Annotated in this window: 21 protein-coding genes and 2 riboswitches; of the genes, 19 read left to right on the plus strand and 2 right to left on the minus strand. The window is 62.5% G+C overall.

Annotated features, from left to right (window positions below):
* Nucleotides 1-38: 38 nt before the first annotated feature.
* The 9 genes from HRU82_19640 to HRU82_19680 all read left to right on the plus strand — a co-directional run bounded on the left by HRU82_19640 (nucleotide 39) and on the right by HRU82_19680 (nucleotide 11,569).
* Nucleotides 39-1,154 carry a GNAT family N-acetyltransferase gene (locus HRU82_19640; GenBank protein QOJ37026.1) on the plus strand — a complete coding sequence of 372 codons (1,116 nt, stop codon included), beginning with the start codon at nucleotides 39-41 and terminating at the stop codon, nucleotides 1,152-1,154.
* A gap of 81 nt (nucleotides 1,155-1,235) precedes the next feature.
* Nucleotides 1,236-2,087, plus strand: coding sequence for a GNAT family N-acetyltransferase (locus tag HRU82_19645; protein ID QOJ37027.1), 852 nt, complete (start codon nucleotides 1,236-1,238; stop codon nucleotides 2,085-2,087).
* The gene (locus tag HRU82_19650) at nucleotides 2,084-2,563 is read left to right on the plus strand and encodes a flavin reductase family protein (GenBank protein ID QOJ37028.1); all 480 of its coding nucleotides are present in this window, start codon (nucleotides 2,084-2,086) and stop codon (nucleotides 2,561-2,563) included. Before HRU82_19645 ends, HRU82_19650 begins: the two co-directional genes overlap by 4 nt.
* Before the next feature lie 65 nt (nucleotides 2,564-2,628).
* Entirely contained in the window at nucleotides 2,629-3,747 is a 1,119-nt protein-coding gene (locus HRU82_19655; protein QOJ37029.1) for a DegT/DnrJ/EryC1/StrS family aminotransferase, read from the plus strand.
* 79 nt (nucleotides 3,748-3,826) lie between these two features.
* Nucleotides 3,827-4,405, plus strand: coding sequence for a YdcF family protein (locus HRU82_19660; GenBank protein QOJ37030.1), 579 nt, complete (start codon nucleotides 3,827-3,829; stop codon nucleotides 4,403-4,405).
* A gap of 92 nt (nucleotides 4,406-4,497) precedes the next feature.
* The gene (locus HRU82_19665; GenBank protein QOJ37031.1) at nucleotides 4,498-6,540 is read left to right on the plus strand and encodes a polysaccharide biosynthesis protein; all 2,043 of its coding nucleotides are present in this window, start codon (nucleotides 4,498-4,500) and stop codon (nucleotides 6,538-6,540) included.
* Nucleotides 6,422-7,195, plus strand: coding sequence for an SLBB domain-containing protein (locus HRU82_19670; GenBank protein QOJ37032.1), 774 nt, complete (start codon nucleotides 6,422-6,424; stop codon nucleotides 7,193-7,195). The genes HRU82_19665 and HRU82_19670 overlap by 119 nt, the downstream gene beginning before the upstream one ends.
* Before the next feature lie 66 nt (nucleotides 7,196-7,261).
* On the plus strand, nucleotides 7,262-9,595 hold the full coding sequence (locus tag HRU82_19675; GenBank protein QOJ37033.1) for an SLBB domain-containing protein: 2,334 nt from the start codon (nucleotides 7,262-7,264) through the stop codon (nucleotides 9,593-9,595).
* Between the two features lie 96 nt (nucleotides 9,596-9,691).
* Entirely contained in the window at nucleotides 9,692-11,569 is a 1,878-nt protein-coding gene (locus tag HRU82_19680) for an SLBB domain-containing protein (GenBank protein ID QOJ37034.1), read from the plus strand.
* Between the two features lie 108 nt (nucleotides 11,570-11,677).
* On the opposite strand, the gene HRU82_19685 is transcribed toward HRU82_19680, so the two are convergent.
* Nucleotides 11,678-12,046: a hypothetical protein gene (locus tag HRU82_19685; GenBank protein ID QOJ37035.1), complete on the minus strand. Its 369-nt coding sequence runs from the start codon at nucleotides 12,044-12,046 to the stop codon at nucleotides 11,678-11,680.
* Nucleotides 12,047-12,261: 215 nt separating this feature from the next.
* Nucleotides 12,262-12,453 carry a 50S ribosomal protein L28 gene (locus HRU82_19690; protein ID QOJ37036.1) on the minus strand — a complete coding sequence of 64 codons (192 nt, stop codon included), beginning with the start codon at nucleotides 12,451-12,453 and terminating at the stop codon, nucleotides 12,262-12,264.
* Nucleotides 12,454-12,602: 149 nt separating this feature from the next.
* Between HRU82_19690 and HRU82_19695 the strand changes: the two genes are divergently transcribed.
* The 10 genes from HRU82_19695 (at nucleotide 12,603) to cobU (ending at nucleotide 21,882) form a co-directional block, all read left to right on the plus strand.
* Nucleotides 12,603-12,875 (plus strand): SemiSWEET transporter, encoded by a 273-nt coding sequence (locus HRU82_19695; GenBank protein QOJ37037.1) that lies wholly within the window; start codon nucleotides 12,603-12,605, stop codon nucleotides 12,873-12,875.
* A gap of 31 nt (nucleotides 12,876-12,906) precedes the next feature.
* Nucleotides 12,907-13,079, plus strand: a riboswitch (cobalamin riboswitch).
* 28 nt (nucleotides 13,080-13,107) lie between these two features.
* Nucleotides 13,108-14,181, plus strand: a complete 1,074-nt coding sequence (locus HRU82_19700) for a cobalamin-binding protein (GenBank protein ID QOJ37038.1) — start codon at nucleotides 13,108-13,110, stop codon at nucleotides 14,179-14,181.
* Nucleotides 14,178-15,338 carry an iron ABC transporter permease gene (locus tag HRU82_19705; protein QOJ37039.1) on the plus strand — a complete coding sequence of 387 codons (1,161 nt, stop codon included), beginning with the start codon at nucleotides 14,178-14,180 and terminating at the stop codon, nucleotides 15,336-15,338. The genes HRU82_19700 and HRU82_19705 overlap by 4 nt, the downstream gene beginning before the upstream one ends.
* On the plus strand, nucleotides 15,335-16,231 hold the full coding sequence (locus HRU82_19710; protein ID QOJ37040.1) for an ABC transporter ATP-binding protein: 897 nt from the start codon (nucleotides 15,335-15,337) through the stop codon (nucleotides 16,229-16,231). The genes HRU82_19705 and HRU82_19710 overlap by 4 nt, the downstream gene beginning before the upstream one ends.
* Nucleotides 16,232-16,331: 100 nt before the next feature.
* A riboswitch (cobalamin riboswitch) is annotated at nucleotides 16,332-16,451 on the plus strand.
* Between the two features lie 51 nt (nucleotides 16,452-16,502).
* On the plus strand, nucleotides 16,503-18,485 hold the full coding sequence (locus tag HRU82_19715; protein ID QOJ37041.1) for a TonB-dependent receptor: 1,983 nt from the start codon (nucleotides 16,503-16,505) through the stop codon (nucleotides 18,483-18,485).
* Nucleotides 18,486-18,504: 19 nt separating this feature from the next.
* On the plus strand, nucleotides 18,505-19,896 hold the full coding sequence (locus HRU82_19720; protein QOJ37042.1) for a cobyrinate a,c-diamide synthase: 1,392 nt from the start codon (nucleotides 18,505-18,507) through the stop codon (nucleotides 19,894-19,896).
* Between the two features lie 7 nt (nucleotides 19,897-19,903).
* The gene (gene cobO / locus HRU82_19725; protein ID QOJ37043.1) at nucleotides 19,904-20,503 is read left to right on the plus strand and encodes a cob(I)yrinic acid a,c-diamide adenosyltransferase; all 600 of its coding nucleotides are present in this window, start codon (nucleotides 19,904-19,906) and stop codon (nucleotides 20,501-20,503) included.
* A complete protein-coding gene (locus HRU82_19730; protein QOJ37044.1) occupies nucleotides 20,500-20,706 on the plus strand; it encodes a cysteine-rich CWC family protein in 207 nt (68 codons plus the stop codon). Before cobO ends, HRU82_19730 begins: the two co-directional genes overlap by 4 nt.
* 38 nt (nucleotides 20,707-20,744) lie before the next feature.
* Nucleotides 20,745-21,341 carry a cob(I)yrinic acid a,c-diamide adenosyltransferase gene (locus tag HRU82_19735; GenBank protein ID QOJ37045.1) on the plus strand — a complete coding sequence of 199 codons (597 nt, stop codon included), beginning with the start codon at nucleotides 20,745-20,747 and terminating at the stop codon, nucleotides 21,339-21,341.
* 4 nt (nucleotides 21,342-21,345) lie between these two features.
* Nucleotides 21,346-21,882 carry a bifunctional adenosylcobinamide kinase/adenosylcobinamide-phosphate guanylyltransferase gene (gene cobU, locus HRU82_19740; GenBank protein QOJ37046.1) on the plus strand — a complete coding sequence of 179 codons (537 nt, stop codon included), beginning with the start codon at nucleotides 21,346-21,348 and terminating at the stop codon, nucleotides 21,880-21,882.
* Nucleotides 21,883-21,889: the final 7 nt, after the last annotated feature.

The following is a 21,889-nucleotide window of genomic DNA, read 5'->3' on the forward strand; positions in this document are numbered from 1 at the left end:
GTTCCGTCATAGCGGTTCGGTTGGACGGGGGTGTTGCGATGCATGCGGAATTTATCTCGCCCGATGATCCACGGTGGCAGCGGTATCTCGAATCAAACTGGCACGATTTCTACCATCTGCCGGAATATGTGAAGTTGTGCGCGTACCATGAGGGCGGGATCCCCATGGCCTTCTACGCCCAGTATCGCGGCGCTTCGTTTTTAGCCCCCCTGATCATTCGTCCCCTGCCGGAGTCGCTGAATGCCTCTCCCGGCTGGTGCGATTGCGTCTCGCCCTACGGGTATTCCACGCCGCTGGTGGCTCCGACACAGGAGCAATTGCCGGCCTTTATCGAGGCCTTCTCCGCGCTGGCAAAGGAACGCAGCATAGTGTCGGCATTCTTCCGCCTCCATCCCTTCTCAGAGCTTAACAAGGGAGACCTGTGCCGATTCGGGCAGTTGGTGCACCATGGACCGACCATCTATCTCGACCTGTCCCTCACGCAGGATGAGTTCTGGAAGCAGGTGCGAAGGAATCACAAACAGAATTACCAGCGGTTGGTCCAGGATGGTTTTGACGTGTCGGTCGACGACTGGGCGCGCTTGGGAGAATTCGCGGCACTCTACCGTGACACCATGCTGCGGGTGGGGGCGGTGACCTGTCTGTATTCGGAGCAATATTTCACCGACCTGAAGACCATTCTCGGTCCTGCCATTCATCTCTGTTGTGTTCGGTCCCAGACAGGATCGGTGGTGGCGGGCGGCATTTTCGTCGAGATGGGTGGCTTGGTGCATTATCACCTGTCGGCGACGGCGACGGAGTACCTGCGCCTGGGACCCAATAAGCTCATTATCCCTTTCATGCGTGCCTGGTCGCAGGAACGATTGAACCGCGTCTTGCATCTGGGCGGTGGAGTCGGCGGCGCGTACGATTCGTTGTTCCACTTCAAGGCGGGATTTTCCGATGCTCGGGCGGATTTCTACTCTTACCGCCTGATCGTGGATCAATCCAAGTATGAAAGTCTGTCCCGCGTGGCGGCGACACAAGCCGGGGGAGACCTCTCGATCCCGGCCAACTTTTTCCCTGCCTATCGGCGGGCCGTCCCCCATGCACCCCATTTGCCGCCGGTCCCGGCGGCCACAGCGGTCACGCAGGAGCCAGAGGTAGAAGCCTGACTCCGGCTGCCCTCGTTTCTAATCTCCAGTAACGGACCTCTGAGTTTCGAATTCCATCACCCGCGAGAGAGTGGTGCATCGATGGTTCGGGCTGCCCCTCCCGTCATCAGGCCGGCGTTGCCGGACGACAGTGCCGCCATGGCCGCGGTCGTTCGCGCGGCTTCGAGCCCGCTCATGCGGGAGACGACGATTCTCGGAGGTACGGGGCTCGATCATTTTCTTCGCGATCAGATGACATCCGAGTCGGCGAACCGATTTCTGGTGGCCGAGGTCGGAGGGCATATTGTCGGGATGTCGGCCTGGCGGTACGAGGGGGAAGACTTGTTCCTCAACCACTTGTTCGTGCACCCGTCGACACAGGGCCGTCGGGTAGGTACGTCGTTATGGGCGCGGGGGATGGCTGTCATGGAACAGGCCGGAATCCGCGGTCTCTCAGTGGATGTGTACGAGGACAATATCCGCGCCGCGACCTGGTATCGATCGCTCGGCCTGGAGCCGGTCGCAAGACGTCTGCTGATGGCCCTGCCCGTTGCAGCAGGGACGGATGGCCGGTCCGTGTGGACGTCGACCTACCTGGGGGAGGCGGACGAAGTCTATGCCCGTTACGGATTTTCCCAGTTCACGCTGACGACGGAACGCGGCGCTTACGCGATCGGGCGGTTGGGCTCGAGCTATTTTCGCAGCCCGGCGGCGCTGTTGGACGACGAGGCGGCCCACGTTGCGTTGCGCCGGTTGGACCCCCATCGTCGCGTGCTCTGTATCGATGGGCCGGAATGGTGGGAGGCGGCGTCCGAACGGGGGGCCGTGCTCCTGGGGCGGACGGTCCGACTCCAGGCGCCCATCGAGCAGGTGGTCGCCCGTTTGGATCGGGTGTTGTCGGCGTCGGGTTCTGAGTCGGTCAGGCAGTCTTCAGCCGATGGGGAGTACGTATGAATGTCACCGCAAAGAAACACACGCTTCGCATGTTCACGAACGGCGTCTACATCCTTACCTCCCGTAACGACGAAGAGATCGGGGCCGCGACGGTCACCTGGGTTTCGCAAGCCTCGTTTACCCCGCCGCTGCTGACCGTGGCGGTCCGGCCGACCAACAGTGTCTTTCGATGTCTGGCCAAAAGTGCCGTCGCGGTGCTTCACGTCTTGGGGCATCACCAGACGGACCTGGCCAAAAAGTTCTTCACGCCGACTGCGGTTCAGGACGGCACGATCAATGGGGAACCGTTTTGCGACGGCGCCACGCGGGCTCCGATCCTGAGTAATGCGCCGGCCTACTTGGAATGTACCGTGCGCCAGATCGTCGACCAGGGAAGCGATCATGCGGTGGTCATCTTGGAAGTCGTCGACGCCGTCTGTCGCGAACGCGTGAAGCCCCTCACCATGGCCGATACGCCCTGGGAATACGGCGGCTGAACGATACGGACGCCCCTCGACTTGTCACTACGGCTCTCTGCTTCACCTACATTACGGAGGACATCGTGATCACCATGCCGATCATCAGACCCACGCTCCCTTCCTTGGAAGACATTCTCATCATGATGCACAACGGGTGGGAAACGGGAATCGTGACCGTCGGTCCGGTTGTGCGCAGTTTGGAAGAACAGGCGTGCCGCGTGACCGGCGCGCGTCATGCGATCGCGCTGTCGTCCTGTACGGCGGGCCTTATGCTGGTGCCGCAGGCGCTCGGACTCAAGCCCGGTACCGAGGTCATCGTGCCGTCTTTCACCTTTGCGGCTACCGCCCAGGCGCTGCTCTGGAATCGGCTGGTGCCGGTGTTCTGTGACTGCCTGCCCGGGACCTGCACCATCGACCCTGAGGATGTGGAACGGAACATTACGCCGCAGACCGGCGCGATTTGCGGTGTCTCGGTCTATGGGCTGCCGCCCGATGTCGATGCGTTGTTGGAGATCGGGCGACGAAAGGGAATTCCCGTGTATTTCGACAGCGCCCAGGGGTTGGGGGCCACGTATAAGGGGCAGCCGCTCGGGCAATTCGGGGTGTGCGAGGTCTTTTCGCTCAGCCCCACGAAAGTGGTGACCGCGATCGAGGCCGGTTTGTTGACCACGAATGACTCGGCGCTCGCCGAGCGGGTCCGCTCCATGCGCGATTACGGCAAAGACCTGGTGAAGGGAGAAGAGATGGTCCATCTGGGTCTGTCGGCCAGAATGAGCGAACTCCATGCGGCCATCGGGCTGCTGGGTCTCCAGCGGGTGCAGGACCTGGTGAAGGCGAGAACCGAACGGATTGCACTGTACCGTGATCGCTTGGGCCGGTTGCCCGGCTGTCAGGTGCAGGAATACCCCTATGATCGCACCACCAGCGGCAATTACTTCGTCCTCTTCATCGGGGAACAAGCCAAACGCAGTCGCGATCAGGTCTACGACGACCTCAAGCAGGCCGGGATCCAGACGAAGCGATACTTTTACCCGCCGGTCCACGCGCAGGCCATTTTCCAGCAGTATCCGATGAGGCTGAGTGCCAATCTGACGCACACAGCGAAGGCGAGCCGAGAGGGATTGGCCCTGCCGCTGTACTCGCACATGACCGATCAGGAAATCGAATCGGTCTGTGCCGCGGTGAAGCAGCTGTTGGCCTGAATCGGGAGGGGCGGCGAGCGGTTCTGGTATGGCTGTGGCGTCCACTCACTCGGCTGGAGGATGGGGCCTGCTTGGATACGTGACTGCAGCCCTTGTCTCGGCCGGGTTGCTGGCATGGCTCGGGCTGTCGTGGCTCGTAGCCCAGACGGAAGGCGTGTCCCCGGACGATCTCGGCAAGGTCGACATGGTCGTCGCTCTGGCTGGAAGTCCCGATCGAGCCCTGTATGCCAAGGCCCTCGTCACGCAGGGAGTGGCGCCGGACAGCATGACCACGCTCGTTGATCCCTACTGCTTGCGCCTGCGTGGCGTCCGGACGGTCTGCAGAACCTCGGTGCGCAACACGATCGATGAAGCCGTCATCTTGCGGCGCATCTTTGCCCGCGAGCGGGTGAGCAGGGTGATTGTGGTGACCTCGCGTTACCACCTCGCCAGGGCGAGCGCGGTGTTTGCCACCGTGTTCGCGGGCGCGGGGACGACGATACGGGTGGTGGCGCCGCCGGGCGATCGGCTCAGCGCCGAACGGGTCGGGCGGGAAGCCCTGTCCTATCTCCCCAGCCTGATAGCCGCCGCCTTGGCGCGATCAATGCCAGCGGCCTACGAATGGCTGGTGCGCCATCAACAAGTCTGCCCCGACCCGGCCGACTCCTCCACCACCTAGTCGATGGGGCTTCGACATTCGACCGCCGGCCTTCCCCTTCGGTCCGGTCCACTCCGACGGTTCATTCACCTTCAATTGATCGGTCTATTACCATGTTGACACTGTCTCGATTCTCCAATCCGAAGTGCCTGTTCGTGTTGTTGGTGCACATCGCCTTGATGGGAATTGCCAATTACGCGGCCTTCTGGCTCCGCTTCGACGGCCAGATCCCGCCATGGGCGATGGAAATATTCTTGCGCACCCTGCCGCTCCTGATCTGCGTGCGTCTCATGATGTTCATCCCGTTCCGGCTGTACGGTACGGTCTGGCAGTACACCAGCCTCTGGGACCTCCGCAACATCGTCGGGGCCACGGCCAGCAGCACCGTCGTATTCTTCCTGGCCACCCGCTATGTGCTCGGACAGACCGCTTATCCCCGGACGGTCTATGTGATCGATGCGTTGCTCCTGATCGTCTTGACCGGCGGGATGCGGGTCGCCCGACGTCTCGGCAATCCCTTGTCCACGACGTCCGATATGAAGCGCGTGTTGATCTATGGAGCGGGCGATGCGGGGGAGCGGCTGGTGCGCGAACTGCGACAGAATCGAGCCTTTGGGTATCACCCGGTCGGTTTCATCGACGACAACCGTCGCAAAATCGGCCAGCGCATCCATGGCGTCAAGGTCTTGGGCACGCGGGCGGAGCTCTCCAGCATGATGACGCGCGTCAAGCCCGACGCCATCCTGATCGCGATGCCGAGCATCGGCGCCGCGGCCATCAGGGAAATCGCCAAGGCGTTGCTGGCGTACAACGTGTCGATCAAGATTCTACCGGATCTGAGCGTCTTGTTGGACGGCAAGTCCGAGGTCAACCAACTTCGCAATCTGTCGGTGGAGGATTTGCTGCACCGGCCACGCGTCGATCTGGATCGATCCCTGACGGCGGCGTTGCTCAAGGGCAAACGCGTGCTGGTGACCGGGGCGGGCGGGTCCATCGGGTCCGAACTCTGCCGGCAGATTGCGTCGTATGAACCGGAATGCCTGGTGCTTTTCGAACGTTATGAGAATGGGCTCTATGCGATCCACAGTGAACTGAGTCCAGGCACGGCGCCGCCCGCCATTTATCCGGTGATCGGCGATGTGACCGATGCGGATCGGCTGCGCTCGACCATGGAGGCCTATCAGCCGCAGATTGTGTTCCATGCGGCCGCGCATAAGCATGTGCCCTTGATGGAGTACAACCCCTGTGAGGCGGTGAAGAACAATGTCATCGGCACACGCACGGTGGCCGGCCTGTCGGAGGAATTCGGTGTCGAACGCTTCATCATGATTTCGACCGACAAGGCCGTGCGCCCGTCCAGCGTCATGGGCGCGACGAAGCGGGTGGCGGAACTGATCATTCAGGACATGGCTCGGACCGGCAAGACGAACTTCATCACGGTCCGGTTCGGCAACGTGTTGGGCAGCAACGGCAGCGTGGTACCGCATTTTCTGCAGCAGATCAAACGGGGCGGCCCGGTGACCGTGACCCATCCGGAGGTGCAGCGGTATTTCATGTTGATTCCGGAAGCGGTCGAGCTGGTCTTGCAGGCCGCCTCGCTGGCGCATCCCGGCGCCGTCTACGTGCTGGAAATGGGCGAACAGGTCAAACTCCAGGACCTTGCACGGCACTTGATCAGGTTGTCGGGGTTCGTGCCGGATCAAGAGATCCCGATCAGCTTCACCGGCCTCAGGCCGGGCGAGAAGCTGGCCGAAGAACTGGTGGGGCCCGATGAAACCGTGACGGCGTCGCCCCTGAAAGAGATCTTGTCCGTCCGATTGAACGAGGTCCCCGAGCGCGAGGTGCTTCGGACCGCGATCGCCGACCTGGAGGAAATGGCCTATCTGCAGAATGCTCCTGAAGTCTTGGCCCGGATCGGCTTGCTGGTGCCGGCGTTTCAGCCCGCCCAGCGCGATGCGGTGCTGGCGGTCGAACGGGATTGGCTCGGCACTGAGGGCGAACAGGAATCCGCGAACCACGAAACACGAGGTGGGGCAGATGGTCACACGCTTTCTACTGGGGTTGTTCGGTCTCTGGCTCGTCGTCGGATTCGGCGCGACGTCGCGGGCGGGGTCGTTGTCTCCCCAGCCGGAACCCTATCGGATCGGCCCGAATGATGTCGTGCGGATCCAGGTCTATGGGGAAGACGATCTCACCGTCGAGCGGAAAGTGGGAGGAGACGGGAAGATCGACTATCCGCTGCTCGGATTGATCCACGTCACGGGGCAGACCACGGAGGCCGTGCAGGCCGATCTGACCGCGCGGCTGGGTGCGGGCTACTTGAAACAGCCCCGCGTCACCGTGTCGATCACGCGACACCGCAATTTCTATGTCAGCGGCGAGGTGAAGGGGGCCGGCGGATATCCCTATGAGCAGGGTCTCACGGTTCAGAAGGCGATCAGCATGGCCGGAGGATTCACCGAGCGGGCCAGCAAGACCGATATCCGGGTCGAGCGCCATCGGGAGAGAGGCGGCGTCGAAATTCTCGATGCCGGAGCGACCACCACGATTCTCCCGGATGATCTCATTTTGGTCGCAGCCGCTCAGCGCTTCTACGTGAATGGGGAAGTGCATAAGCCGGGAGGCTACGGATACGAGCGCGGCCTGACGATCCATATGGCCATTACCATGGCGGGAGGGTTTACCGAGAAGGCATCGAAGAAACCCAAGGTCCTTCGGATCGTCGACGGGAAGGAACAGACGTTCGAATTGTCGTTGAACGCGCCTGTGTTGCCCGACGACATTATCGTGGTGTCGCAACGATTCTTCTGAGGCGACGCGCTCGTCCGGATACGACGCCACTGGCTCACCACCTGGAACGTGGAGGCGAGGCAGCGTATGGGTACACGAGTCATCTCCTGTTGGCTGGCGGTGCTCCTGCTGGTCCTGACGACATGGCACGCAGTCGCAGGAGAGACGAAAGGGCCGCCGGCCGGCTACCGCATCGGCCCCAACGATGTGATCCGGATCCAAGTGTTCGGCGAAGAAGACTTGTCGGTGGAGGCCCGAGTCAGCGGAGACGGCAAGTTAGATTATCCGCTACTGGGGGTGTTGCAGGTCGGCGGGAAGACCACCCAGGATTTGCAGGCGCTGCTGACGAAGCGATTGTCCGCAGGGTACGTGCGATCACCCAAAGTCACGGTCTCCATCGCCCGCCATCGCAACGTGTATGTCAGCGGCGAGGTCAAGACGCCGGGGGGGTTTCCCTTCGAAGACGGCCTGACCGCGCAGAAGGCCGTGACCATGGCCGGCGGCTTCACCGACAAGGCGGTGCGCAACGGGCTGACCATCACGCGCCGTTCGGAGGGGCACGAACAGACCTTCAACGCGCCCCTGACCACGCCCTTGTTGCCCGACGATATGCTCGTCGTGGCGCAATTGCAGAAGTTTTATCTGATGGGCGAGGTGATGCGCCCAGGTCCCTATCCCTTCGAAGAGCAGCTGACCGCGAAAAAGGCCGTGTCGTTCGGCGGTGGCTACACCGACAAGGCTGACAAGAAGACTCTCAAGGTGACGCGCGTCACGGAGAGCGGTGCTCAAACCATCGCGATCGGCCCGGATGACCTGATCTTGCCCAGCGACATCCTGGCGGTCGGCAGTCATAATTACAAGGTCTACATCAGCGGTGAGGTGCGGGCTCCGGGAGCCTATCCCTACAGCGAAAATATCAGCCTGCAGAAGGCCCTCACCCTGGCCGGCGGGGTGACGGAGAAAGCCGACCGGAAGGAGATGACCGTCCGGCGCGTCGTAGGGGGGCAGGAGCAGACGCTGGTGCTGCCGCTGGAGGCTGCCGTTCAGCCCGAAGACCTCATTGTGGTGCGTGAGGGACAGAAAGTTTACGTCACGGGGGAGGTGAAGACGCCGGGCCGCTACGCGTATGAAGCGGGGGCGACGGTGCAGCGGGTGCTGACGTTGGCGGGTGGGGTGACGGAGAAGGCGGAGGCGAGCGTCATCAAGCTGACGCGGATAACGGCGGCGGGGGTGGAGACGAGGGTCGTGGCGTCGGACGCGGCGGTGGTACCGGAGGACATCATCCTGGTGGTGCCGAAGAGCGATCAATTTTATATCAGTGGCGAAGTCAAGACGCCCGGTAGCTACGCGCACAAGGAGGGGCTGAGCCTGCAGAAGGCGTTGGCGATGGCGGGGGGGGCGACGGAGAAGGCGGACCGGCAGGCGCTGACGGTGCGGCGGGTGGTGGGGGGGCAGGAGCAGACGCTGGTGTTGCCGCTGGAGGCGGCGGTGCAGCCGGAAGATCTGATCATCGTGCGGGAGGGGCAGCGGGTGTATGTCACGGGGGAGGTGAAGACGCCGGGGCGGTACCCGTTCGAAGCGGGGGCGACGGTGCAGCGGGTGCTGACGTTGGCGGGCGGGGTGACGGAGAAGGCGGAGGCGAGCGTCGTCAAGCTGACGCGGACGACGGCGGAGGGGGTGGAGACGACGGTCGTGGCGTTGGACGCGGCGGTGGTACCGGAGGACATCATCCTGGTGGTGCCGAAGAGCGATCGGTTTTATGTGAGCGGGGAGGTCAAGAATCCGGGGGGCTACGCGCACAAGGAGGGGCTGAGTCTACAGAAGGCGTTGGCGATGGCCGGGGGCGCGACGGAGAAGGGGGATGTGGAGCGGGTGCAGGTGGTGCGGATCGTGAACCACCAGGAAGAGCATGTGGCGGTGACGCTGGAGTCGCTGGTGTTGCCGGAGGATACGATCGTGGTGGCGGAGCGGCAGAAGGTGTATGTGACGGGCGAGGTGCGGACGCCGGGGCGGTATACGTATGAGGCGGGGCTGTCGGTGCAGAAGGCGGTGAGCATGGCGGGCGGGTTCACGGAGAAGGCCGACAAGCTGGACGTGCGGGTGGAGCGGCGGGGGGCGGGCGGGGTGACGACGGTGCCGGTGGAGCCGCAGGCGGTGCTGCAGCCGGAGGACCTGGTGGTGATCCCGCAGGCGCGGCGGTTCTATGTGAACGGGGAAGTGAAGAAGCCGGGGGACTTTTGGTATGAACGGGGGCTGACGCTGCACATGGCCATTACGATGGCCGGGGGGTTCACGGAGAAGGCGTCGAAGACGCCGAAGGTGTTGCGGCGGGTGAACGGGCAGGAGCGGACGGTGGAGGTCGCGTTGGATGCCCCCATCCAACCCGACGACATCATCGTCGTCGTCCAACGCTTCTTCTGAGCACCCTTGTGCCCTTGCCGAGTGAGTGGAGAGAGAGGCAGAATGGGACGGCAGTCCGGCCGTTCCTATCGTTCGAATCGGAGGTAAAAGTCGTTTATGGTCAAGCGGGTCCTCTTGTGCTGGGTCAACGCCGTGATGGTGCTGCTCCTGGCTTTCGGTGTGGCGGCGGCGGAGTCCGGGTACCGTATTGGGCCTAACGATGTCATTCGAATCCAGGTGTATGGTGAGGACGATTTGACCCTTGAGAGTCGGGTCGGCGGGGACGGCAAGCTGAATTATCCGCTGTTGGGCATGTTACAGGTCGGAGGACAGACCACCGAAGATCTGCAGGCCGATCTCACCAAGCGCCTCGCCGCGGGCTATGTGCGGTCGCCCAAGGTGAGCGTCACCATTGTTCGCCATCGCAACGTCTATGTCAGCGGCGAGGTCAAGGCGCCGGGCGGCTTTGCGTTTGAAGACGGGTTGACGGTGCAAAAGGCCATTACCATGGCCGGCGGCTTCACCGAGAAAGCGGCCAAGAACACCCTGAGCATCACACGCCGGAAGGCCGAAAAGGAAGAGCTGCTGTCGGCTCAGCTCCATACCCCCCTCCTGCCGGACGACACGATCGTCGTGGGACAGTTACAGAAGTTTTATCTGATGGGCGAGGTGACGCGTCCCGGTCCGTATCCCTATCCTTCGGAGGATCAATTGACGGCCAATAAGGCCATTTCACTTGCGGGGGGCTTCACGGACAAGGCGGAACGACAGGTGCTCAAGGTGACGCGGGTCACGGAGAGCGGCGCCTTGACGGTGGCGATCGGACCGGACGACGTGGTGCTGCCGAACGACATCCTGGCGGTGAGCACGCAGAATCGAAAGTTCTACATCAGCGGTGAGGTGCGCACCCCCGGCGCCTATCCGTTCAACGAGACCATCAGTTTGCAGAAGGCGTTGGCGATGGCGGGGGGGGCGACGGAGAAGGCGGACCGGCAGGCGCTGACGGTGCGGCGGGTGGTGGGGGGGCAGGAGCAGACGCTGGTGTTGCCGCTGGAGGCGGCGGTGCAGCCGGAAGATCTGATCATCGTGCGGGAGGGGCAGCGGGTGTATGTCACGGGGGAGGTGAAGACGCCGGGGCGGTACCCGTTCGAAGCGGGGGCGACGGTGCAGCGGGTGCTGACGTTGGCGGGCGGGGTGACGGAGAAGGCGGAGGCGAGCGTCGTCAAGCTGACGCGGACGACGGCGGAGGGGGTGGAGACGACGGTCGTGGCGTTGGACGCGGCGGTGGTACCGGAGGACATCATCCTGGTGGTGCCGAAGAGCGATCGGTTTTATGTGAGCGGGGAGGTCAAGAATCCGGGGGGCTACGCGCACAAGGAGGGGCTGAGTCTACAGAAGGCGTTGGCGATGGCCGGGGGCGCGACGGAGAAGGGGGATGTGGAGCGGGTGCAGGTGGTGCGGATCGTGAACCACCAGGAAGAGCATGTGGCGGTGACGCTGGAGTCGCTGGTGTTGCCGGAGGATACGATCGTGGTGGCGGAGCGGCAGAAGGTGTATGTGACGGGCGAGGTGCGGACGCCGGGGCGGTATACGTATGAGGCGGGGCTGTCGGTGCAGAAGGCGGTGAGCATGGCGGGCGGGTTCACGGAGAAGGCCGACAAGCTGGACGTGCGGGTGGAGCGGCGGGGGGCGGGCGGGGTGACGACGGTGCCGGTGGAGCCGCAGGCGGTGCTGCAGCCGGAGGACCTGGTGGTGATCCCGCAGGCGCGGCGGTTCTATGTGAACGGGGAAGTGAAGAAGCCGGGGGACTTTTGGTATGAACGGGGGCTGACGCTGCACATGGCCATTACGATGGCCGGGGGGTTCACGGAGAAGGCGTCGAAGACGCCGAAGGTGTTGCGGCGGGTGAACGGGCAGGAGCGGACAGTGGAGGTCGCGTTGGATGCCCCCATCCAACCCGACGACATCATCGTCGTCGTCCAACGCTTCTTCTGAGCGAATCCTCGTAGTCTTGTTTTCAACCTTCCTTGTTCAGGCAATCGCCTCAGCCAGGTGCTTGCTCCAGTCAGGTTCCTTTCACTCACGATTCCCGCCGCACAGGTATTATTTTAGTGTCTGATCTTCCGGAATGCATTCCGTCGGCATCAGCTCGCCGCCATGGAAGTGCGAGAGCTGTCGCCAGCGGCGAAACAGGCCTGTGGCGTCAAAGATCAGTCGATATTCTTCGCACCACATTCCGGGAGCCGTCAGGCGGTTGCCGGATTGTTGCTCCCACAACTCGTACACCCAGATCGTTTCTCCCGCTTCCCCCTGCCGTACTGATTTCGGCGACCCCAGCTCCTGTTTGATCTCCGCCTGGGTCGCCCGTCCCTTGACCTCATCCAAGTAGGCGGCCTCTCGTCCCTGTAGATGACTGCAGGCTGCGAGGAACAGGGCGGCCGCCACGATCCCATACACTGTTCCGCCATTCATGGGTATCCTCCAGATTCCGGCGTGAGTGTCGATCTTCCAGCTGTTTGTCCGGGGATTGTACACCGATCGCTGCGATCCGTCTTCTGTTGAGCAACATTGTGGGCGGTGAGGCGGTTGACAGAGTGAGACGGCGTGAGAGGGCAGCCGTTACAGAACGGATGCGGCCGGCACCCTTGTGCCTGGAAGAATCGGCGTAGATGGGAAAGGGAGAGTGATCAGACGGCTTTTTTGACCAGTCCGGACCGCAGGCAACGGGTGCAGACGCGAATGCGCAAGGTGGAGCCGTTGACCAAGGCCCTCACACGCTGCAAATTCGGATTGAACACGCGCTTCGTCTTGTTGTTCGCGTGGCTGACGTTGTTTCCGGTTTGATGCTTCTTTCCACAGAGATCACAGGCAAATGCCACGGCCCTACTCCTTTGTTTCGGCGTCGCAATACGACTGGCCCTCGACCGGGGGGGATGCTACCATAGCGCCGCAGCTCAACACAAGCCGTTGCCGTGAATTCTCCCATCGAGATGGGCAGGCGACGGAGGCATTTCATTCGGGACGCGTTATGGACCATGTCACACTCATCGGACTGCTGGCAGGTGCCCTCACCACCATCGCCTTTATTCCTCAGCTCCAACAAACCTGGCAGACCAGATCCGCCAAGGACGTCTCGCTGGGGATGTTGCTCACGTTTACGACCGGCGTGGCCCTCTGGTTGCTGTATGGTCTGTTGCTCGGCGCCCTGCCGATCATTCTGGCCAACCTGGTGACCCTCGTCTTGACGCTGGCCATCCTCATCCTGAAGTTGCGTTTTCGCCGTCGTCAAGATTCAGCTTGACAAGATCCTGCGGCCTCTCCTACAGTCTGCTCCGTTCATAGACACCTTGGGCCAAGGGAAGAGGGTGCGAAGCCCTCGCGGTCCCGCCGCTGTAAACGGGGACGAAACCCGCAGGCGCCACTGTTCACCGGTCGGTGAACGGGAAGGCGCGGGGAGTAGGACGAACCATGAGCCAGAAGACCTGCCCGAGGGGAGACCCTTTATTCCCTCGTGGGCTGGGGAATAGGCGAGGATGAGGTGCGGGTGTAATCCTCAGGGTACCGTGGAGGCCCTGGGGATTTTTTATTTGCGCAAAGTTCATCCGTTCCACCTGCAGCGACTGTCTGCCGTCTGCCTGGGAGTCTGGTGCTGTGTCGTTCTGGCTTGGTGCTCCATCGCATTCGGCGAAGGCTCTGGTGACCCCACCGTGATGAAACGACGACAACAGGGCATCCTCACGGGGATGCCGTTTATGGCGAACATCACGCCGCGCACCTTCATCGACGATGCGGGGCGGAAACTGTATATCGCCAAGGCGCCCATGCGTGTCGTTTCGCTGGCGCCGAGTATTACGGAAATGTTGTTCGCCTTAGGGCTGGACGAGCAGATCGTCGGCGTGACGGACTTTTGTAACTTTCCCCCGGCTGCGAGTTCGAGACCCAAGATCGGATATGCCCATCCCAACCTGGAGTCGCTGCTGGCCCTGAATCCGGACCTGGTGGCGGCCCCGAAAGAGTTCGCGCGTGCGAATCTCCTGACCAAGCTGGATGAATTGAAAATTCCGGTCCTGTTGCTCGAAGCCACCTCGGTGGAGAGCGTGTTCGCGCACATCCACACGCTTGGCAGAATCTTCGACCGTGTGTCCGCCGCCCATGCGCTGACCCGCGCCATGCGGGAACGAATGGCTGCGATCACCGCTCGAGTGGAGGCCCTCCCACGGCGGCGAGTGTTGTATGTGATCAACAGCGAACCCCTGATCACCGTGGGGCCTGGCAGTTATCTCCATCAAATGATCGGCTTGGCCGGCGGGATCAATATTGCAGCAGGCGCCTCCTCACCCTACCCCAGACTGACCATGGAAATGGTTCTGAAGGAAGATCCGGAGGTGCTCATCTTCCCGATGGGCTCCGTCGAAACGGTGCCGCGGAGCGAGCAGCAGGCATGGCGACGCTGGACCACTCTGTCCGCCGTCAAGCAGGAACGCCTGCGTCAGGTGCCCGCCGACGCGCTCAACCGTCCTGGCCCGCGGGTCATGGAGGGGCTGGATGCGTTGGTCGCGGTCATTCACCCCGAAGCCGCCGTCGCGACGCCGACGGAACGCCCATGATGCCCTCCCTCGGTCATTCCACTACCCCGAGCACCTCGACCGAGCCGAGCTGCCTCTCTCCGGAAACCATCCCGCCGGCTGCCCGTTCGATCGACCCCCGTGCCTCTCTTGAAGGAGCCGTTCTGACCTCTGCACGTTGGTGGAGCGTCATGGGCGGGCTTTCCCTGGCTGCCCTGTTATCGGTGGTGATCTGTGTTCAGGTCGGCACGCATTTCGTCGGGATCGGCGAACTGTGGCAGGTTGTCGCCAGCGCGCTGGTCGGGCTCTTTCGCGAACAGGAACCCTTGGGCACGACCGGCGTCATCTTGCTTGAGGTACGGTTGCCGCGCGTGTTGCTCGGATTCCTCACGGGGCTCTGCCTGGCATCCGTCGGCGTGACGCTCCAGGCGCTGCTCCGGAATCCCTTGGCGGATCCCTACGTGCTCGGCGTCTCCAGTGGTGCGGCCTTGGGGGTGGCCCTGGCGGTGCTGTTGGGAATCGGCACCACCCTCTGGTCCCTCTCCGCCTTGCCGCTCTTCGGCTTCGCGGGAGGGCTAGTGGCGTTGCTGGTCCTGTACCGAATGGCCGCGACGGCCGACCGGCTGCCGGTCCATTCGATCTTGCTGGCCGGGGTGATTTTGAACGCCATTTTCTCGGCGCTGATCATGTTCATTACCTCCATCATGGAGCCGAACCGATCGTTCGGGATGATGGCCTGGCTCATGGGGTCGCTCATGGCGCCGGCCTCCCCGAGCTTCCTGGCGCTGTCGCTCTACCTGCTGCTCGGGTGGGTCTTGCTCATGAAACAGGTGCGAGCGCTCAATCTGCTGGCCATGGGGGAGGAGGTGGCACGATCGTTGGGGGTGGATACGGAAGGCATCAAGCGCCGGCTCTTTTTGCTCTCCGCCCTGTTGACCGGGGCGGTCGTGTCGGTGAGCGGAATGATCGGCTTCATCGGGATGGTGATTCCCCACGCGGTGCGGTTGGTGCTTGGCGCAGACCACCGCCTGTTGTTGCCGGCGTCGGCCTTGGTCGGCGGCATGTTCTTGATGCTGGCCGATACGGCTGCGCGGACATTGTTCGTACCGTCGGAAGTGCCGGTCGGCATCATCACCGCCTTGGCCGGGGGGCCGTTTTTCATCTATCTCCTGGTCTGGCGAAAGGATCGCCTGGCATGAGGTCGCCGTTGCGACAGGACGGCCAGGTGACTTGCGAAGAGACGCGCTCCCGTTTGGCGCCGGCTTATGAGGTGTGCGGCCTAGAGTTCGGCTACGACCAAGGCCGTGGCCGGATCGGCCGACTGGTGCTCCAGGACGTGGCGCTGCAGGTGGAATCCGGAACCATGCTCGGCATCGTGGGGCCGAACGGTTCGGGCAAAACGTCGCTGCTTCGGTTGCTGGCGAAGCTGGCCGTTCCGCAACAGGGGACCATCAGGCTGTTCGGGCGGCCACTCACCGAGTGGTCGCAGGAGGAGGCGGCGAGGCATCTAGCCTTCGTGGCGCAGGACCAGGCCCAACCCTTTCCCTTCACAGTGGCAGAAACCGTCTTGATGGGGCGGTTTCCCCATCGCCGGCGCAGCCGATGGGATCTCGGGTTCGGATGGGAGAACCAAGAGGACCGTGCGGCGGCGACGCACGCGATGGCGACCCTAGATATCGCCCATCTCGCCTCGCGCCTTATCACGGAGCTCTCCGGAGGAGAACGGCAGCGCACGATGATCGCCCGCGCCTTGGCGCAAACAACGGAGGTGTTGCTGCTGGATGAGCCGACCGCGTTTCTCGATCTCCAGCACCAGCTCGACATTTGTACGGTCTTGCGTCGGCTGTGCGACCGGCTGGGACTGACCGTCGTCATCGTCTCCCACGACCTGAACCTCGCCAGCCAGTATTGTGACCGGATCGTCATGTTGCGCGACGGGCGGGTGTGGGCACAGGGGCTCCCTCAGGAGGTGTTCACGGTCGAGACGTTGCGTGGTGTGTATGGCTGCGAAGTCTTGATCGATGTCCATCCAGACTCGGGCCTTCCGCGTATGACCTTGCCGCGATATGCGGGGTTGCCGAGACAGGGGTGAACGTAGAGCGGGAGGGGTTCGCGCCCGGCCCACCCGCGTGAACGACAGGGGCGCGTCACCATTGGAGAACGGAGTGTCAGGAAGACGCCGTCAGCGTCGGGGAAGATGGTGCAACTCCATCACGGTGCCGCCACTGTAAACGGGGAGTGACCCTGCAGCGAGCCACTGGCACGTTGTGCCGGGAAGGCGCAGGGAAGCGATGAGCCGTAAGTCAGGAGACTCAACTGACGGCTGTTACGACTGAGCCCTTCGAGCGAAAGGGAGTGTCAGTATGTCGTGTCGTGTCAGGGCATGGTCCGTCTATGTGCTGTTGGTCTGTACTGTGAGTTGCCCGCCTGTGTGGATGTCCATCGCCTCCGCCGAAGACCCTCCGGAGCCTGAGCCCGTGGTGCATGCCGAAGAAGTCGTGGTCTCGGCCACAAAAACTCCGGTGCCGGTGGGCCAAGTGACCAGCGCCGTGGAGGTCATCAGCGCGCAGGACATGAAGCGACAGAACATCAGGAGCGTGGTCGACGCCCTTCGGCTGGCTCAAGGATTGGCGGTCTTTTCGAACGGCGGGCCAGGGACCGAAGTTACGGCTAGGATTCGCGGCGGCGGGGCGAATCAGACCCTCGTGCTGATCGACGGCGCGATCGTCAACAGCGGAACCGTGGGGAGTTATAACTTCGCCAACCTGACCACCGACAACATCGAGCGGGTCGAAATTCTCCGCGGGTCACAGAGTATGTTGTGGGGGTCGGACGCCATGGGTGGGGTCATCAACATCGTGACGAAGAAGGGCCAAGGACCGTTCTCGGCCACCGGATTCATGGAATACGGCTCCTTCGCGTCGATGCGCGAAGGGGGCACCGTGTCAGGAAAGCACGGCGCGGTGGATTACAGCCTCTCTCTCTCCCGCTGGGACACCTCCAGTTTCTCCGCGGCGAACTACCGACGCGGGGCCACGGAGCGGGATTCCTATCGTAACTGGCAAGGATCGGGGCGCGTGGGGGTGGATCTTCCGCACGACGGCCGCCTCGATTTCACCATGCGCTGGATGAACTCCGATGTGCAGTTGGACAATCTGTCGGCGACGGCACCCAATGACGTGTATGGCTCGAAGATTCGGAGTCAAGAATACGTCTTCAGTGGCAGTTATGAGCAGCCGATCACGACCTGGTGGACGCAGAAACTGACGCTCGCCCGCTCCCAAGAAGCCTCACTCTTTCTCCCCGGCACCTTGCAGCGCAGTCTCGTCACCGGCGCCTTCAGCACGCCGTTCGGCGACCCGAACGAAACCCGGGTCTTGTCGAATCGGCTCGAATGGCAGCACAACGTTCAGGTCACGAAGCTGTTGCTGCTGAGCGCGGGATACCAGTTTCGCGAACAGCAGGGTGAAAACGACACCGGTCTCACCAATCGCATCTTGAGTTCGCACGCCGGATTCGCGCAGGCCCAATTCAACCTCTGGGATCGCCTGTTCGCCACGGCCGGTGTTCGGCAGGACAGTTACAACGTCTTCGGCGACGCCACGACTTATCGCCTGACCGGCGGGTACTACCATAAAGAAACGGATACGAAACTGCGGGCTGGGTATGCCACCGGCTTTCGAGCGCCCAGCATGAACGAATTGTACTTCCCCAATTTCGGCAATCCGAATTTGGGGCCGGAAAAGAACCAAAGCCTGGATGTGGGGATCGACCAGTATGCCCTGTCGAAGCAATTGAAACTTACCGGAGGATTCTTCTGGAATCGCTACCGGAATCTCATCACCACGACCTTCGATCCCGGGTTTTGCGCGCCGTTCAGTACCTTTGGATTTTGTCCTCAGCAGATCGGCGAAGCTTCGACGAAGGGGTGGGAAGCCGGGCTCTCCTATACCTATTCCGGCGACCACCCCTTCCTCAAGGGGCTCGTGGTGCAGGCGAATTATACCCACACCATGACCCGCGACCTGATGACCCAGACCCGTCTGCCCCGCTGGCCCGCCGACCAGTGGAGCGCAGCGGTCAGTTACCAGCCTATCGAGCCGCTGTGGATCACGCTCACGGGCCGCTATGTGGGGTCGCGCTACAACACGACCGGTGACCGGCAGAACTTGCCGGCGTTCGATGTCTGGTCGCTGGCCGTCACCTACGATGTGACCAAGCGCCTGCAGGCCTATCTGCGGGCGGACAATCTCTTCAATGAAAAATACGAGGAGATCACCAGCGGCGGGACGCCGATCCGCTCCATTTTCGGCGGCCTTCGCATCACCTTCGGCGAGAAGGCGTGAACGGCATGGGGAGCGTCTGATGCACTGTCCGCGTCTGGTCATTGCCGGCACCCAGAGCGGTGTCGGCAAAACTACGGCCACCCTCGCGCTCTTGGCAGCATTAAAGGCCAGAGGGCTGGTGGTCCAGCCCTTCAAAGCGGGGCCGGATTTTATCGATCCGGGGCACCATCGCGCCGCGACCGGCCGCGCATCGCGGAACCTGGACGGATGGATGTTAGGGGAAGCCGTCAATCGCTCCCTCTTTGCGCGCGCCTCAGCCGATGCAGACCTATCGATCATCGAAGGGATGATGGGGTTGTTCGACGGAAGTTCGTCGGTGCATGAACGGGGCAGCACGGCGGAATTGGCCAAACAATTGGCTGCGCCGGTCTTGCTGGTGATCGATGGGAGCGCCATGGCGCGGTCCGCCGCCGCCATGGCCTCGGGGTATGAGCGATTCGATCCCGCCCTGCAGGTGCGGGGAGTCCTGTTTAATCGCGTTCGCAGCGAGGGCCATTATCGGCTGCTGCGGGAGGCCGTGCAGGCGGAGACGGACCTCACGGTCGTAGGGTACCTGAGGCCGGACGAGGGCGTGACGATTCAGGATCGCCATCTCGGATTGCGAACCGCCATCGAGGTGGGGGCTGGTGATCTCTACGACCGGCTGGCGCGATCCGCAGCAGATACGATCGACTTGGAACAGATAGAAACCTTGGCTCGTGCCGCGGAGACCTTTCCGGAAACCACGCTGCCGGTTGCTCCACCGCGAGCGCACCGGCAACAGGTGCGAGTCGGCGTGGCCTACGATCCGGCCTTTTGTTTTTACTATCAGGACAACCTGGACTCGCTCGAAGCGGCGGGTGCTACGCTCGTGATGTTTTCACCATTGCGGGATGCCCAGGTGCCGGATGCTGACCTGTTGTATTTCGGCGGTGGGTATCCCGAACTCTACGGCGAGGCCTTGGCGGCCAATGGTTCCCTGCGTAGGGCAGTGTGGAGTTTTGCCCGAAACGGAGGCGCCATCTACGCCGAATGCGGCGGGTTGATGTTCTTGACGGAGGCGATTCGCGACGCTGCGGGGCGACGACATGAGATGGTGGGCTTGTTTCCGGCGGAAGCGGTGATGCGAAGCGATGGGATGACGTTGGGGTACCGGACGGTGCGGGTCACGGGGCCCTGTCTCTTGGGCTCTTCCGGAACACAGGTGCGCGGCCATGAGTTTCATTATTCGAGACTTGCGCCGACCGATGAACTGCACTATGCCTGTACCCTGTCAGATGCAGCAGGCAACCCTGTCGGGCAGGACGGCTTGACGAGGGACAATACCCTCGCGTTGTATAGTCACCTGCATTTCGGCAGCCATCCGGAGGCTGTCGTGCATATGCTGGAAGCGTCAAGTCGGCCACGTCGAACGCAGGTGACGATCAGGTAGGAGAGACATGGCGGCGCAGGACGAACACAAGGCGAAGATGCAGCGATTGAAGGCTTCGGTGGATCGCCGAATCGAGGCGGCGCAGGAGGAGAAGGGTTTATTGATCGTCTACACCGGCGCGGGAAAGGGAAAAACCACCGCCGCCCTCGGGATGGTGCTTCGGTGCCTCGGCCACGGGATGAAGGTGGCGATCGTCCAGTTCATCAAGGGCGCCATCGACACGGCGGAGGAGCGTGTGCTGAAGTCGTTCGGCGACCGCGTGGCCTTCCTCCGCATGGGTGAAGGCTATACCTGGGAGACACAGGACCGGGCGCGCGATACGGACCATGCACAAGCGGCCTGGGCGAAGGCTTGTGAGTTCATGAGCGACGCCGGCTATGCGATGGTCATCCTGGATGAGTTCAACATCGCGCTGCATCACAACTATGTGCCTCTGGACGAGGTCCTTCCTCATGTGCGGCGGCGTCCGCCGATGCAGCATGTCGTCATCACCGGCAGAGGGGCGCCGGCTGAATTGATCGCCGCGGCAGATCTGGTGACTGAGATGAAGCAGGTGAAACACCCGTTCCGTGACGGTATCACGGCGCAGGCGGGAGTGGAGTTTTGAAGGGGCCGGTGCGCAAGACCTGCGAGCGTTGCCGGCAGCCCTTCGAGTGCGGCGGGTATCAATGTTGGTGCGGCACGGTCGGGATCACCGAACGGCAGATGGACTGGATTGCCGCTCGTTATGAAGATTGCCTTTGTCCCGCGTGCCTGCAGTTGGTGGCGGACGGGGTGCTCGGACCGGTGGATATAAGCCGCAGTGCGTAGACGCGACAGGAACCGCGAAGGTGACAGGAGATCGAAGGATGCGAATTACCAAAGTCTATACGAGAACCGGCGACGCGGGGCAGACCAGGCTGGCGGGGGGACAGCAGGTGTGGAAAGACTCCCTGCGGGTCGAGGCCTATGGAACGGTGGATGAGTTGAATGCCTCCGTGGGATTGGCGCGAGCGATGAATGTCGAGGTCGGGAAGGACTCTGTTGCCGCAGCGCAGCTCGAAGCGGATCTACGGTGGGTGCAGAACAAGCTTTTCGATGTGGGGAGCCTTCTGGCGACGGCACCGGGACAGACCTTTCCCAACATGCCGACAGTGACGGATCGGGACGTCGAACGCCTTGAACGGATCATCGACCGCTGTCAGGAGGAACTGGAACCGCTGAAGGAATTCATCCTGCCCGGCGGGGGCAAGGTCTCGGCGACGCTCCACCAAGCCAGGACCATTTGCCGGCGGGCTGAACGGATGTGCATTCGTCTCTCGCGCGAGGAATCGATGTCGGCCGAACTCAATAAGTTTCTCAATCGCCTGAGCGATGCATTGTTCGTATGGGCGCGCTGGGTGGCGAAGACGCAGGGAGAGCCGGAATTCCTCTGGCAGCGCGACTCGAAGGCGACAGAGGAATGACGCCATGAAGCGGTCGCAGCGGCGACGGTCGCGTCTCATCCTTGTGCTCGGAGGGGCCTCTTCGGGAAAGAGTCAGATCGCATTAGAGCAGGCCGGCCTCGGCGGACCGAAGGCCTTTGTGGCGACGGGAGAGGCCTTGGATGATGAAATGGCGGAACGGATTGCTCGGCATCGCGCCACCCGCTCTGCGGAATGGGCGACCGCTGAGGTGCCCCGGGATCTGGCCGGGTGGTTCCGTTCGCACGGGAGCCGTTACCGCACGATCGTTGTGGATTGTCTCACGCTGTGGTTGAGCAACCTGTGCGGCCGCCGCACCGGGTCGATGGACCCCAGCCCTCAGGTCGAGGATCTGCTGCAGGCCATCCGCACCACGCCGGCCAGGGTTCTGTTGGTGAGCAATGAACTGGGGTTTGGGCTGGTGCCGGCGACGTACCGAGCCCGCGCCTTTCGCGACTTGGCTGGACGGGTCAACCAACAGATTGCTGCGGCGGCAGACGAAGTCTACGTCGTAATTGCCGGTCAGTCGTTGAGACTCAAGTGAAGGGACA

Origin of the sequence: Nitrospira sp. (assembly GCA_015709715.1) — a bacterium.
GTDB lineage: Bacteria > Nitrospirota > Nitrospiria > Nitrospirales > Nitrospiraceae > Nitrospira_A.